The organism is Chryseobacterium sp. CBo1 (genome assembly GCF_001693475.1).
In the GTDB taxonomy this organism is placed as follows: Bacteria; Bacteroidota; Bacteroidia; order Flavobacteriales; family Weeksellaceae; genus Chryseobacterium; species Chryseobacterium formosense.
Map to the genome: position 1 here is coordinate 79,911 of NZ_MAUH01000070.1, position 13,578 is coordinate 93,488.

Annotated in this window: 12 protein-coding genes and 3 tRNA genes; 12 read left to right on the top strand and 3 right to left on the bottom strand. The window is 34.8% G+C overall.

Annotated elements, in window-relative coordinates:
* Positions 1 to 174: 174 nt before the first annotated feature.
* From BA768_RS20010 to BA768_RS20030, 5 genes are all read left to right on the top strand, one after another.
* Positions 175 to 1,200, top strand: coding sequence for a DUF4421 family protein (locus BA768_RS20010; protein WP_065722150.1), 1,026 nt, complete (start codon positions 175 to 177; stop codon positions 1,198 to 1,200).
* Between the two features lie 129 nt (positions 1,201 to 1,329).
* The gene (gene glmM, locus BA768_RS20015; RefSeq protein WP_065722151.1) at positions 1,330 to 2,712 is read left to right on the top strand and encodes a phosphoglucosamine mutase; all 1,383 of its coding nucleotides are present in this window, start codon (positions 1,330 to 1,332) and stop codon (positions 2,710 to 2,712) included.
* Positions 2,713 to 2,746: 34 nt separating this feature from the next.
* On the top strand, positions 2,747 to 2,977 hold the full coding sequence (locus tag BA768_RS20020) for a hypothetical protein (RefSeq protein WP_083206755.1): 231 nt from the start codon (positions 2,747 to 2,749) through the stop codon (positions 2,975 to 2,977).
* Positions 2,974 to 3,261: a type II toxin-antitoxin system RelE/ParE family toxin gene (locus BA768_RS20025; RefSeq protein WP_065722152.1), complete on the top strand. Its 288-nt coding sequence runs from the start codon at positions 2,974 to 2,976 to the stop codon at positions 3,259 to 3,261. Before BA768_RS20020 ends, BA768_RS20025 begins: the two co-directional genes overlap by 4 nt.
* A gap of 136 nt (positions 3,262 to 3,397) precedes the next feature.
* Positions 3,398 to 4,780, top strand: a complete 1,383-nt coding sequence (locus BA768_RS20030; RefSeq protein ID WP_065722153.1) for a tetratricopeptide repeat protein — start codon at positions 3,398 to 3,400, stop codon at positions 4,778 to 4,780.
* A 168-nt stretch (positions 4,781 to 4,948) separates the two neighbouring features.
* On the opposite strand, the gene BA768_RS20035 is transcribed toward BA768_RS20030, so the two are convergent.
* The 3 genes from BA768_RS20035 to BA768_RS20045 are packed head-to-tail and all read right to left on the bottom strand — an operon-like array spanning position 4,949 to position 6,908.
* Positions 4,949 to 5,833, bottom strand: a complete 885-nt coding sequence (locus tag BA768_RS20035; protein ID WP_065722154.1) for a DMT family transporter — start codon at positions 5,831 to 5,833, stop codon at positions 4,949 to 4,951.
* On the bottom strand, positions 5,820 to 6,473 hold the full coding sequence (gene aat, locus BA768_RS20040) for a leucyl/phenylalanyl-tRNA--protein transferase (protein WP_065722155.1): 654 nt from the start codon (positions 6,471 to 6,473) through the stop codon (positions 5,820 to 5,822). The genes BA768_RS20035 and aat overlap by 14 nt, the downstream gene beginning before the upstream one ends.
* A gap of 57 nt (positions 6,474 to 6,530) precedes the next feature.
* A complete protein-coding gene (locus BA768_RS20045) occupies positions 6,531 to 6,908 on the bottom strand; it encodes a DUF3127 domain-containing protein (protein WP_047481855.1) in 378 nt (125 codons plus the stop codon).
* Between the two features lie 173 nt (positions 6,909 to 7,081).
* Here BA768_RS20045 and BA768_RS20050 point away from each other — a divergent pair.
* The 7 genes from BA768_RS20050 to istA all read left to right on the top strand — a co-directional run bounded on the left by BA768_RS20050 (position 7,082) and on the right by istA (position 13,567).
* A tRNA-Leu gene (locus tag BA768_RS20050) sits at positions 7,082 to 7,163 on the top strand.
* 8 nt (positions 7,164 to 7,171) lie between these two features.
* A tRNA-Gly gene (locus BA768_RS20055) sits at positions 7,172 to 7,247 on the top strand.
* 6 nt (positions 7,248 to 7,253) lie between these two features.
* Positions 7,254 to 7,337 (top strand) — tRNA-Leu (locus BA768_RS20060).
* Between the two features lie 274 nt (positions 7,338 to 7,611).
* Positions 7,612 to 8,622 (top strand): AAA family ATPase, encoded by a 1,011-nt coding sequence (locus BA768_RS20065; protein ID WP_065722156.1) that lies wholly within the window; start codon positions 7,612 to 7,614, stop codon positions 8,620 to 8,622.
* 4 nt (positions 8,623 to 8,626) lie between these two features.
* Entirely contained in the window at positions 8,627 to 11,095 is a 2,469-nt protein-coding gene (locus tag BA768_RS20070) for a S8 family peptidase (protein ID WP_083206756.1), read from the top strand.
* Between the two features lie 11 nt (positions 11,096 to 11,106).
* The gene (locus BA768_RS20075) at positions 11,107 to 11,400 is read left to right on the top strand and encodes a hypothetical protein (RefSeq protein WP_065722157.1); all 294 of its coding nucleotides are present in this window, start codon (positions 11,107 to 11,109) and stop codon (positions 11,398 to 11,400) included.
* 616 nt (positions 11,401 to 12,016) lie between these two features.
* On the top strand, positions 12,017 to 13,567 hold the full coding sequence (gene istA, locus BA768_RS20085) for an IS21 family transposase (protein ID WP_065722159.1): 1,551 nt from the start codon (positions 12,017 to 12,019) through the stop codon (positions 13,565 to 13,567).
* Positions 13,568 to 13,578 lie beyond the last annotated feature (11 nt).

Sequence of the window (13,578 nt, forward strand, 5' to 3'; positions counted from 1 at the left end):
GTAATTGTCGCACTTGTGGTTGCATTTGCCTGTTATTCGCTTTTTAAGCTGCTCAGGAAAAACTTTGCGCCCAAGAAGTTTAGTTCTAAAAGATCTGCCTGCGATAAAGATTGTGGATGTTCGTAGAATCTGAATAATTTGTAGTAATTTCACCCTGATTCTAAACAAATTTGCTTGATTAAACGCTTCATATTTTTTTGTATAAATCTCCTATTTCTGAGTGTAAACGCACAGAATAAAGCAGATTCTGCAAAAATTATTTCTTACGCAGATAAAGTGATGATTCGTGCAAATTTTGATACGAATGTAGAGAATTACACTTTTTCGGAAGGTGATGAAGGAAATTTAAATGAAACCATACTTTCTATCAATAACAAGACAAAAGCATCGTTATCTGTAGATTACAAAATTATAAGTGCAACCTTATCTTTCACTCCCCGGTTTTTTCCGGGAAATAATGACAACGAAAGAAAAGGAAACAGCTCTTATACCAATTTCAGTTTTAGATTTTTTCCTCAAAGATTTGTACAAACCCTATATTACAAAAATGTAAAAGGATTTTATGTCGAAAATATGCAGGATCTTCTTCCGGGTTGGCAAAAAGATACAGATCCTTATATTAAATTTCCGGATTTAAGGGTTCAGACTTTTGGCGGCTCTACAGCCTATATTTTAAACAACGATTTTTCGTTGAAAAACCTGTATACACAAGGGGAATGGCAGAAAAACAGTAAAGGAAGCTGGGTTCCGTTTTTAGATTATGATTTTACAATTTTCAGCAACACGATTGATGGTTTGAAAAGCAAAGAATATCAATACAATTTCGGAGCAAACATCGGATATTTTTACAATTGGGTGATTGCCGAAAAGGTAAATATTGCACCATACTTAACCATAGGTTTCGGCGGAAAATTTACAAGTTTCAAAGATACTTTGGAAAACGGAACAATGGGCCCAAAACAAAATGAGCAATATATAACGGCAAAAGGATCGGGAGGTTTACACGTAGGATATAATTCTGATCGATTTTTATTTGGAGGGAAGCTGAATTTTAATGCTACGGCTTATGATGAAAAAGAAAACTCTACCGTAGAAAACAACAATACTTATGGGCTTCTGTACATAGGTTACCGCTTTCCGCCTCCCAAAGTTGTTGAAAGAAATTATAAAAAAATTCAGAAAAAGATTCCAATCTTATAAGTTGGTTGTCTTTTCAGTATCTTTGCAAACTGAAAATTAAACAAAAAATAATCTACACTTTTTGAATTATTAAAAATAAAAATGCACTTTGCATGATCTTAATAATCAGAAAAATAAAATTTAAACAAAATGTCATTAATAAAAAGTATTTCGGGAATTCGCGGAACGATTGGTGGTAAAGTTGGTGATAATTTAACACCGCTTGATGTTGTGAAATTTGTGTCAGCTTTCGGAACCTGGCTTCAGAATAATAAAAATAAAAAAGATTTAACTTTAATTATTGGTCGTGATGCAAGAATCTCGGGCTCGATGGTTAATTCTTTGGTTACTGCAACATTGCAGGGATTAGGAATTAATGTAATCGATTTGGGACTTTCTACAACTCCGACTGTTGAGGTAATGGTTCCTGAATTGAATGCAGATGGCGGAATAATCTTAACCGCTTCTCACAACCCGAAACAATGGAATGCTTTAAAATTATTAAATGACAAAGGAGAATTCATCAGCGGAGAAAATGGTGCTGAAGTTTTAGCTTTGGCTGAAAGCGAAGATTTCAACTATGCCGATGTAGATGATTTGGGTTCTTACGAAACCAGAGAAGATGCTTTTGATATTCATATTCAGCAGATTTTAGATTTACCAATGGTAGATGTTGATGCCATTAAAGCTAAAAAATATAAAATTGTTCTGGATGCCGTAAATTCTACAGGTGGAATTGCCATTCCGATGCTTTTAGATAAATTAGGTTGTGAAACGGTAAAATTATACTGCGAACCAAACGGACAATTTCCACACAATCCTGAACCTTTGAAAGAGCATTTAGGAGATATTTGTGAACTGGTGAAGAAAGAAAATGCAGATTTTGGCGTTGTTGTAGATCCGGATGTTGACAGATTGGCTCTTATTGACGAAAAAGGCGAAATGTTTGGCGAAGAATATACTTTGGTTGCTGTTGCAGATTATTTGTTGAAAAATAAAAATGGAGTAGCGATTTCAAACCTTTCTTCAAGCCGTGCTTTGAGGGATGTAGCGAAGACTCATAACTCAGAATATTTTGCAAGTGCAGTAGGAGAAGTGAATGTAGTGAATTTAATGAAAGAAAAAAATGCTGTAATTGGTGGTGAAGGAAACGGTGGAATTATCTATCCTGACCTTCATTATGGAAGAGATTCTTTGGTTGGTGTTGCTTTATTTTTAACGCATTTGGCAAAAGAAAACAAAACAGTTTCAGAACTAAGAGCTGGTTACCCAAGCTATTTTATGGGTAAAAAGAAAATAGAGCTGACTCCGGAGATTGATGTAGATTCTCTTTTAACTAAAATGGAAAAAGAGTATCAAAATGAAGAGGTTTCTACGGTAGACGGCGTAAAAATAGATTTTGAAAACAACTGGGTTCATTTGAGAAAATCGAATACAGAACCGATTATCAGAATTTATACAGAGGCTAAATCTCAGGAAGAAGCCGACAAACTGGGTGATGATATGATTGCGAAAATCAGAAGTTTGATTTAAATAAATTTTATAACTTTAAATAAAAGATTGCAAGATGGACATTAATTTAGAACTTCAAACTAAAAAGCTAGAGTTGATACATTGGCTTTCTTCTATCGATGATTTAAGGATAATAGATAAGATTTCGAAAATCAGAAAAGAAGAGAAATCTTGGTGGAACGATATTTCTGATGCCGAAAAAAAAATGATTGAAGACGGTTTGAAAGATATAGAAGACGGAAATATTGTTTCTCATGAAGATTTTTTGAAATCTTACGGTAAATGATTAAGATAGAATGGACGAGAAAAGCATTACGCGAGTTTGATTTAATCTATAAATTTTGGATAGAACACAATAAATCAAACCTCTATTCTGAAAAAATATTAGATGAAACATTGAGAAAGATTAATGTACTTCGAAATAATCCAAAAGCATCTGAAGAATATACAGTTTTAGGAATAAGAAGAATGGTGATTTTAGAAAATTTCTCTATGACCTATAAACTAGTGAAAAATAAAATTCAAATAATCTCTTTTTTCGATAACAGAAGAAATCAAAATGAAATTTAAATTCATTAACTTTAATAAAAATTAATGACACTTTAATCAATAAAATTAAAGAGATTTGGTTTTTTAATAATTAATAAAAATTGTTTTACAATGTTAGTAAGGAATTTTTAACGTTGTAAATACACAGAAGAAGATATTGGAAGAATACTTTGGAAATGAACTGGTAAAAAAGTTCGAGGAAATGATGGAAAACAATGATGAATTCTACTTTGATACAGAAGAGTTAGAAGATGTTATTGTTTATTATTTGGAGCTTGGGGATTTTAATTATGCCGACATGGCGGTCAATTACGGTCTGAAACTCCATCCCAATTCTTTAGACATCAAAATAAAAAAACTTGAAGTTCTACTGGAGTGGGAAGATTATAATACGGCGAAGGAATTAATCGATGAGTTAAAAGGTTCTTCTATGGAGAATACAGACTTTTTGGTTTGCTACGCCAAGTATTATTCGAATCTTGGAAATCCTAAAAAATCCATTGAAATCTGCAAAAAAGCCCTGGAATTGCAGGAAGAGGAAAACTTTCTCAATAATTTTATTGCAGACGAATATGTGAACCTGGGAGATCCTTTTAACGCTCTTAAACATTATCAGCAAGCACTTAAACACGATCCAATGGATGAATATTCTTTGGAAAATGCGATGGTCTGCTTCAATGATTTGAATAAGGGTGAAGAGGCAATTGCTTTTCTGAATACATATCTAGATGATTTTCCGTATTCAGAAATTGCATGGAGCGAGTATGGACAATATTATTTCAATAGAAAAAATTACGAAGAAGCCATTAAAGGTTTCGATTATATGTTGGCGATAAATTCCAGCTCTGTTGGAGTTTATGCAAGTAAAGCAGCTTGTTTTGAAGCTTTAAACCAGTATAAAAAAGCGATTGAAGTATATGAAGAAATGCTTGAATTGGAATACACAAAAGCATTTACATTTTACAAAATCGGATTGTGCTATAAAGCTTTAAAGCAACCGATTGTGGCTTTAAATTCTTTTCAGAAATCATTGAGAGAAGACCCGCAGTTTTATCTTGCGATGATGGAGCAGTCTTATCTTTATGAAGAAATGGGCGGAATGCCGGAAGCTTTACATTTCGCAAAAGAAGCAACTTTGCTGAATGACAGCAACCTTGACTATCAGAAAAGATTGGCATTTTTGTTCATCGATTCCGGTAAGTTTGAAGAAAGTCTTTCTTGCCTGAAGAAACTGGTAGATGCCGAACCTTCAAGATTTTACAATTGGTATGCTTATTCTGAAGTTTTGATGCTGGTTGGCGAATATGAAGAAGCCGTGACGGTTTTAAATATAGCTTTAAAGCATCACTACAGAGCAGAATTGTTTTATCAGCTGAGCAACTGCTACTTTAATTTGAGAAACAATGAAAAAGGCAGTGAATCTCTGGAAAAAGCTTTAGAATTAGATCCTTCATTAATCAGTGATATGCAGAAAAAATATCCTTACATCAAAGATGAAGTGAAAAAAGCTAAAGCAAAGGTTAAGAAGAAAAATCTTTAGGCTGGAAGCTGGGTGACGGAAATTTGAAGTTTTAAATTGTCACTCTTCAGCATACATTAAATAATAAAATCCTGCAGCGATGCGGGATTTTTTTTGTTTTTATGATTTTCTTTTTGTTAACTCTAAATTGGATGTTTAAATTCAATCCCCATATAAAAGCGATATTAATTACTTTTTAACTGCATTTTTAGCTCTTAAAAAGATCAATCCGGCAATAATGACACTTGCTCCTGCAAACTGTAAAGAAGTCAGTTTTTCGCCATCTAAAAGACCCCAGATAATTGCGACAATCGGCATTAGCAAGGTAACCGTAGAAGCAAATAGCGGAGTAGAAACTTTCAACAGTCGGTAATTCATCATCATCGCCAATCCGGTTCCGAAAATTGAAAGCAGACTCACAAATCCTAAACCTATCATATTTTCTCGGTTAAACGTAAATGTGGAAACAAAACCTGTCGATACCAATGAAATAAACGACGGTAAAAACAAGACAAAAGAAAATACAAATGCAGATAAAACAGTCGATGAAACATCCATCAACTTCGATTTTACCGTTGTTGTACTGATTGCGTAACACAAAGTTGCTAAAAGCAGCAAAAGAATTGGGAATAATTTAAATTGTGCTCCGTCATCACCGCCAAAAGCCAATAAACAAACTCCCGTAAAGCTTATAATAACTCCTGTAATCTGTCGTTGTGTTGTTTCAAATTTCCAGACTAAAGCACCTACAATAATCACAAAAATCGGCATCATCGAATTGATAATTCCTGCAATACTACTGCTGATTTCGGTTTCTGCAATAGGAAAGAGGAACATCGGGATGAAATTTCCTGTAAAAGCAGCCAAAATAAGCCATTTCAGATGTTTCTTGGGGAAAAGCTTATATTTTGAGATCGCAACGGGCATTAAAATGATTCCTGCAATCAGAACCCTTAAAGCGCCGACCTGGTAAGGAGTGAAATGCTCTAAGGATTTTTTTATTAAAATAAATGAAGAGCCCCAGATTAAACTCAGTAAAATCAGAAGAAGCCATTTTTCTTTATCTGCGTTCATTGTTTTCGTGTAAAATTTTCAAAAAATCTTTTTTAGGAATCATTCTCGCCCCCAGACTTTCTAAATGATCGGTGTGAGACTGGCAATCAATCAATTTAAGTTCGTTTTTATGCGTTTCTACAAAATGGATAAATCCTGCTTTGGAAGCATTGCTTACTTTCGAAAACATACTTTCGCCACAGAAAACTTTTCCGATTTGTAAGCCGTACAATCCGCCGACAAGTTCATCGTTTTGCCAGACTTCCACACTTCTTGCAACGCCATATTGATGAAGAGTAATAAAAGTTTCCATTAATTCGTCAGAAAGCCAGGTTCCTTCCTGTCCTTTTCGGTTGATTTCACGACAGTTTTTAATGACTTCACTGAAATTCTGGTTTTCGGTAACGGTAAAAACTTTTTTGTTTAAAATTTTTCTCATCGATTTTGAAACCTTCAGTTCATCAGGAAACAGCACAAATCTCGGATCGGGACACCACCACAGAATTTCATCACCCGGATCAAACCACGGAAAAATTCCGTTCCGATAAGCAAACCAGATTCTTTCCAACGATAGATCTCCGCCGAAAGCAATGATACCTTCGTGACCGTCATATTGAGCAGGATCGGGAAATGAAATTTCGTTTTCGTCTAATCGAACCATGTAGAGAAAAAAAATCCTACTTTCAAAAAGCAGGATTGTTATTTGATTTATTTTTAATTAAAATGGCAAATCATCATCATCGTCACCTGCAAAAGGATTCTCGTTGGATACCGGAGAAGCAGATTGAGACGGAGCAGCTTGTGTAGGTTCTGATGCATTATCAGAAACTTTTTCTACTCTCCACCCTGTAATAGAGTTGAAATATTTAGTTTCTCCCTGTGGTGAAACCCATTCTCTTCCTCTGATGTTGATTCCTACCTTCACATTTTCTCCTTCTTTTAAAGAATCCAGCAAATTTATTTTATCCTGTAAAAATTCGATGTTGATTGGCTGCGGATACTGCTCTTGTGTAAGAATAACCATTTCTCTTTTTTGGAAACCACTCGCAAATGTTTGAACATCAGTGATTTTCTTTACTGTTCCTTGTAATTCCATATCGTAAATATTATCGGTGTAAAAGTAGTAAAATGAAATTTAAAAAAAATGGTTTCAAATAAATTTTGCAAAAAATTAATTTTTTTTCGGAAAATGCTTGGAAGTAAAGAAAATTGCCCTATATTTGCACTCACAAAAACGAAACAAGTTCTTTAAAATAACTCAATAATAATGCGGATGTGGTGTAATTGGTAGCCACGCCAGACTTAGGATCTGGTGCCGTGAGGCGTGGGGGTTCGAGTCCCTTCATCCGCACTACGATTGCGAAAATAGCTCAGCTGGTAGAGCACAACCTTGCCAAGGTTGGGGTCGCGGGTTCGAATCCCGTTTTTCGCTCCACACCATGCCCTGGTGGTGGAATTGGTAGACACGCAGGACTTAAAATCCTGTATCCGCAAGGATGTACGGGTTCAAGTCCCGTCTGGGGTACTTAAAATCCTCTGTAACTACGGTTAACAGAGGATTTTTTATTTTACAGGGGAACAAAAAGGGGATTGATACTATTAAATCCTTATAATTAGCTTCTATTAAATATTTTCGTAATTCTCACACCAAGAAATTTTTTAAAGTATTATCTAAAAAACTTTAAATACTAATCCCATAACAGATAGGGAATTTATTTTTGAATTAACCTTAAATTATTTATATATTTAGAATGTAAATTTGAATGTCTAAATTTGCATTTTAAAGTTATACCAAATAAATGAACCAAACCCTACTTACCAGATTGTTCAAATCTATCGAAGGCAATAAAGAAGAGCCTTTGGTAAGGATAGCTTATTCCATTATTGAGGATGAGAGAAAAAAGGGGCATACGAAATTGGCAGAGAGGCTTGATATGATTCTTGAAGGAAATCTTGCGAAAGTTATTGAACCTCAGAGATCGCAAGTACTAAAACTCACAAAAAGCAAAGATGATATTTTTTCGATTCCTGCCGATAGAAGGTATAAATTACCTTTAGCGACTCATATAGAAAATGATTTTTTAAGACACGATATGGTTCTTGCCCCATCGGTGGAAGAAAAAGTGTTGAGAATTGAAAAGGAATATATAGCAAGAGAAAGATTAGCTCACCACGGTCTTAGACCCCGTCAAAAAATACTTTTGTATGGTAGTTCAGGATGTGGAAAAAGTATGACAGCTGAAAGAATTGCTTGGGATTTAGGATTACCTTTCTATAAAGTTCGTTTCGATACAATAATCTCTTCTTATTTAGGAGAATCAGCGTCAAATCTAAATAAACTGTTTGAAAGTATTGAAAACTACCCTTGCGTTTTACTATTAGATGAGTTTGATATTATAGGACAACAAAGAGATTCTAAATCTAATGATATTGGTGAAATCCATCGTATTGTTAATATAGTTTTAGGACTTCTTGAAGAGTATAAGGGTCAAGGAATTTTAATTGCTACAACAAATTTAGAAGGTAGTTTGGATAAAGCTTTATTTAGAAGATTTGATGAAATCATTGAACTACCTAGACCAAATGAAAATGAAATTATAGATTTACTTAAAATAACATTTTCAGCATTAAGACTTAATAAAGAGATTGATCTCAGTAAATGTGCATCTAAGATGCAAGGATTATCATATGCACTAGTTGTTAAAATAGCAAATGATGCAGCAAAAAAATCTATTATAAATTCTAGCAAAGAAATTTCTGTAAATGATTTGGACAAAGCACTGGAAGAAAACTTAGCTTTTAACAAATAATTTTATGGAAAAATTTCCCCATCTACAATTCCTACAAAAGGTTTCCGGGAAGCCTCGTTTGCACGGAGGAGGAACACCCAATCCTCATTCAGAGCAAAATAAACAGAATAAATCTGGACATTCAGGATATTTGAGTAGTAAAACTTCTCAATTAAAAGATAAATGGTATACTGAATTCAGCAACAGAGAAAGCAATGGTTTAGCCCCTATCGATGCAGATATTATACCAATTTTCCTAAAAATAAATCCGGATAAGATAGTTTATGATTTTGATTTAAAACAGTTTGGAATTGAGATAATTTCTGAAGAAGATGATGGTTATATTATCGGAGCATCATTAGATAGCTTTGCATCTTTGGATGAGAAGATAAATAAATTTTTTAATGGTGAGCACGGAGGTGGTCAAATTGCAGAATTTTGGGAAATCATAGATGGTAATCAATGGAAGCCAGAACATATACTTTCTGATTATTTGAAATCTATATGGAAAAGTGTTGATGAAAATGCTAATTATAAATTAGAGGTTGGAGTTGCATTTGATAAACCAATGGCAAAAGCCCCAGATCCAAATAAGCAGGGCTATGCAGGTAGATTTGAAAAACATAGACAAGAACTTATCGAGCGTGATGCAAGGTTTCTTCAAAGACAAGATGAATTTGAAGAGTTTATAAATTACTACGGTACTGTTACCAGCAATCTTATCGATTTAGAAGATAGTTTTTGTTGTGAAGTTGAAATTAGTGGAAAGGGTCTAAAAGACTTAGTGCTAAATTACCCTTTTGTTTTTGAAGTTTCAGAGGTTGATGAAATTGTGGGTGTAAATTCAGAATCTGAAGGAACTGAAACATTCGAAATTGAAATTATTGAGCCAGAAGAAGATGCTCCTGAAATAGGAGTGATTGATAGTGGTATTATGGAAGGGAATAAATATATTTCTTCAGCTATAATTTCTGAAAATTCAAAGTCTTATATTATAGGTGACATTTCTACAGCAGATTATGTAAAAGGTGGGGGACACGGAACTCGTGTAGCAGGAGCAATTTTGTACCCATATGGTATTAGTAATGTTTCCAATCCTTATCAACTCCCTTGTTATGTAAGAAATTTAAGAATTTTAAATCAAGACAATAAGCTTACAGATAAACTCCCTGCCCAGCTGATGCAGGAAATAATTGCTGACAATGAAGACTGTAGAGTATTTAACCTCTCTGTTAATTCTTGTTTACCATCAAGAATTAAACATATGTCATCTTGGGCAGCTACGATTGATACACTTATTAATGAAAAAAATATTTTATTTTTAATATCAGCTGGAAATATTTCAATTAGTGATGAAAGAGGTTTTGGGATTAATCATTTTATAGAAAATGGAAAAAATTATCCTGACTATTTGAATGAAGCATATTGTAGAATTGCGAATCCAGCTCAAAGTAGTTTTGCAATTACGGTAGGGTCAATAAATAATATTTCGTTTGATAACGATGATTTTGAATCGCTAGGTAGTCAGAATGAAATATCCCCTTTTTCAAGAATTGGAATAGGTATTTGGGGAATGATAAAACCAGATGTTGTTGAATATGGTGGAGGATTAGGAATTTCTAAGATTGGTAATGTTGTTTCAATTAAAAATGAACTATCACCGGAATTAGTACGCTCTACTTTGCACGGAGGTTCAGCAATTGGAAATGATATTGTAGGGACTTCATTTGCAACTCCGAAAGTTTCATATATTGTATCGCAACTACTAAAACTTTATCCCGAAGAAAACATAAATTTATTAAGAGGATTAGTAGTGCAAGGAGCTAGATTGCCAGAACCTTTTTTTGAAAACCCTACTGCAACCAGCATAAAACATTTTGGTTATGGAATACCTTCTTTGGAAAGAGTGACCAAAAATAGTGACCAACGTATAACATTTTATAATATTGGAAATATTAGGGCAGAAGAAGGACACATTTATTCATTAAAAATTCCGGAGTTTTTAAGGTCTCCTGCAGAAGAATATGATATTTTAATTGAGGTTACCGTTTCCTATACTGCCAAAGTAAGAAGAACAAGACAGAAAACAAAATCTTATTTGTCTTCTTGGTTAGACTGGACAAGTTCTAAAATAGGAGAGACATTTGCCGAATTTAAAGACTATGTTCTCAAAGAAATTGAAGAGGAAGTAACGACTTATGACAGAGATGAAAGAAATGCAATGTCGGGCTGGAACTGGAAAATAAAAAGTGATAAAAGAGGCGAGGTAGATGGCATTAGCAGAACGAATAGTACTGTTCAAAAAGATTGGACAATCATAAAATCGCACGATTTGCCAGAAGATATTAATTTCGCTATCAGAGGTCATAAAGGGTGGGATAAATCGAACGGTGAAATTCCCTATTCATTAGTAGTATCAATTGAAATCTTAAATTCTAATTTGGAAATTTATGAAGCAATCCGAATTGAGAACGAAATTGAAATCCCAGTTTAAATATTAAACAAATGAAAAAAAGTATAAATATTTTATTTGGTAATGATTTGAAAGACTTGGGTTATAAAATGTCTACTGTAAATCATTTTGAAAAAAAATACAAAAACTATATTTATTGTATTGATAGAGATATAAGTGACTTTTTATTGTTACGGTTGCAAGTGAGGAACTCCTTTGGTGAAACTAAATGTATTGAAAGTAAATTTATACCTGACCTATCTACATATTCAATCAATGAGTTTTTAAATATAATCAATGAAACTGAAAATACTTACTATGCTCTAATGAACAAAATTATGACATAAAATAATGCGAATACACTGTATTCGCATTTGGAAAATGATATTAAAAGGCTTTAGTTACAATTTGTTTTTGGAAAAAATATATTTACTAAGAAAATATAGAGTCGGTTTTTTTTGTGGCAACCATATTTTTCTAAGCGTGTATTGGCTATCTATTTTATAGTCTTAAAAATATCATATTCATTGATATTAGCCCTTATGCTTATTGCAATATCAATATACTTACCTGGATTAACAATAAAATCATTCCATTTAACAGAATAGATAAAGGATGAATAACCTTTATATGGTCTCCTACCAATATGATTAGCACAGTCTGTATGACCAGGATTTCTTACATTGAACATATTGTCTCTCAGGATTTGAAACAAAAAATCAGTCTTCAATGTTCTGCAATTACAATATAAACAAGAGTTTTCTTCAATGAAATAGTTATAGTGGAAAAGACGGTCAAATTGACCACCTAATTTCGGAGTAAATTGACCACTGATTTTCGGAGCAAATTGACCACCACTTTCCGGTTCAAAATGACCACCTGTTATCTGGGTTATATTTGAGATAAAAACGACTTGATTTTTTCATGATGTTAGCGTCATACATTCGTTAAAAAAAGCGGATTATGGCAAATAAAATAACAGACATGAGTAAAATTAGAAAAGTCATAAAATTCTACAGCAATGGAAAGAGCAAGTTATTTATAAGCAGCTATTTATCGCTTTCCAGAAATACCGTTAAAAAATACATCTCCTTATATGAGATCCTGGGCTTGAGCCCTGATGCAATCAATGCCAAGACAGACGCCGAGCTGGAACTTTTGTTTTCCAATACCACGGTTCAGTCCATCAGCCCCAAACTACAGTTCCTGTACGATTTTTTTCCCAAGATGGAACGTGAGCTCAAAAAGGTAGGTGTCACTATCCATCATATGTGGGAGCAATATCTTGTACTGCATCCTGATGGTTTTCAGAGTTCACAGTTCCGGCATCATTACAAGATCTGGGGCAAGCGTGTGAACCCGGTGATGCATATGAATCACAAATCCGGTGATAAGATGTATGTCGATTATGCAGGAAAAACACTCTCCATTATTGATAAGGAAAGCGGGGAGCTTAAAGAAGTTCAGTTTTTTGTAGCTATTCTGGGAGCAAGCCAGTACACGTATGCTGAAGCTTCTATGAGCCAGCAGAAGGAAGATTTTGTACGATCTGTAGAAAATGCCATCCGCTTTTTTGAAGGCACACCGGCAGCGATCGTTCCTGATAATTTAAAATCCGCAGTGATCAAAAGCAGCCGTTTTGAACCCACCATCAATGAGACCCTGGCCGATCTGGCTGAACATTATGAAACGACCATCTTGCCTGCCAGGGCTTACAAACCGAGGGATAAATCCTTGGTAGAGGGAGCGGTCAAGATCCTGTACAGAAGGATCTACGCCAACCTTCAACAGGGATCCTGCGGCCTGGATGAACTAAATAGTGAGATCCGGGATCTGTTGGACTCTCATAACAAACGCAAGCTCACAGGACGTCCTTACTCCCGGTATGAGCTGTTCCTGGAGGACGAGAAGCAGCAGCTGCGCCCACTGCCTGAGCGTCGTTTTGAGATCAGGTACCAATCTTTTGCAACCGTGATGCAGAACGGACATGTACAGTTGAGTCAGGATAAGAACTACTACAGTGTTCCTTACCAGTATATCAAGAAGAAGATCAAGATCCTATACACCTCTTCCACCGTAGAGATCTACTACAAATACAACAGGATCGCAATGCATAGACGCAATTACAAGCCTTATGTCTACACGACCATTACAGAACATTTAGCCAGCACCCACCAGTTCGTAGCCGGATGGAGTGCTGCCCGCTTTATCGATTGGGCAAACAGTATCGACACTGCAGTGGGAGAATACATTGTCCAAATTATCGACAGTCGGAATCATCCCGAGCAGGCCTACAAAAGCTGCCTGGGGATCCTGAACTTCGAAAAGAAAGTAGGCAGGGAACGATTGATAAATGCCTGTAAACGGGCATTGGATTTTAAGATCTACAGCTTTAAGACCGTGCAGAAGATATTGGAGAACAATCTGGATCAGATGATCGATCCGGAAAAAGAAGAAAAGGAGCAGGAGCTGCCTGATCACGGCAACATCAGAGGAAAACAATATTATCATTAATACCAACAGTT

Bases quoted from the DNA above. Each gene is read 5' to 3' on its own strand.
- BA768_RS20025 (WP_065722152.1), top strand. From the start codon at position 2,974: ATGATTAAGATAGAATGGACGAGAAAAGCATTACGCGAGTTTGATTTA.
- BA768_RS20035 (WP_065722154.1), bottom strand. From the start codon at position 5,833: ATGAACGCAGATAAAGAAAAATGGCTTCTTCTGATTTTACTGAGTTTA.
- aat (WP_065722155.1), bottom strand. From the start codon at position 6,473: ATGGTTCGATTAGACGAAAACGAAATTTCATTTCCCGATCCTGCTCAA.
- BA768_RS20020 (WP_083206755.1), top strand. From the start codon at position 2,747: ATGGACATTAATTTAGAACTTCAAACTAAAAAGCTAGAGTTGATACAT.
- BA768_RS20075 (WP_065722157.1), top strand. From the start codon at position 11,107: ATGAAAAAAAGTATAAATATTTTATTTGGTAATGATTTGAAAGACTTG.
- BA768_RS20070 (WP_083206756.1), top strand. From the start codon at position 8,627: ATGGAAAAATTTCCCCATCTACAATTCCTACAAAAGGTTTCCGGGAAG.
- BA768_RS20065 (WP_065722156.1), top strand. From the start codon at position 7,612: ATGAACCAAACCCTACTTACCAGATTGTTCAAATCTATCGAAGGCAAT.
- BA768_RS20045 (WP_047481855.1), bottom strand. From the start codon at position 6,908: ATGGAATTACAAGGAACAGTAAAGAAAATCACTGATGTTCAAACATTT.
- istA (WP_065722159.1), top strand. From the start codon at position 12,017: ATGGCAAATAAAATAACAGACATGAGTAAAATTAGAAAAGTCATAAAA.
- glmM (WP_065722151.1), top strand. From the start codon at position 1,330: ATGTCATTAATAAAAAGTATTTCGGGAATTCGCGGAACGATTGGTGGT.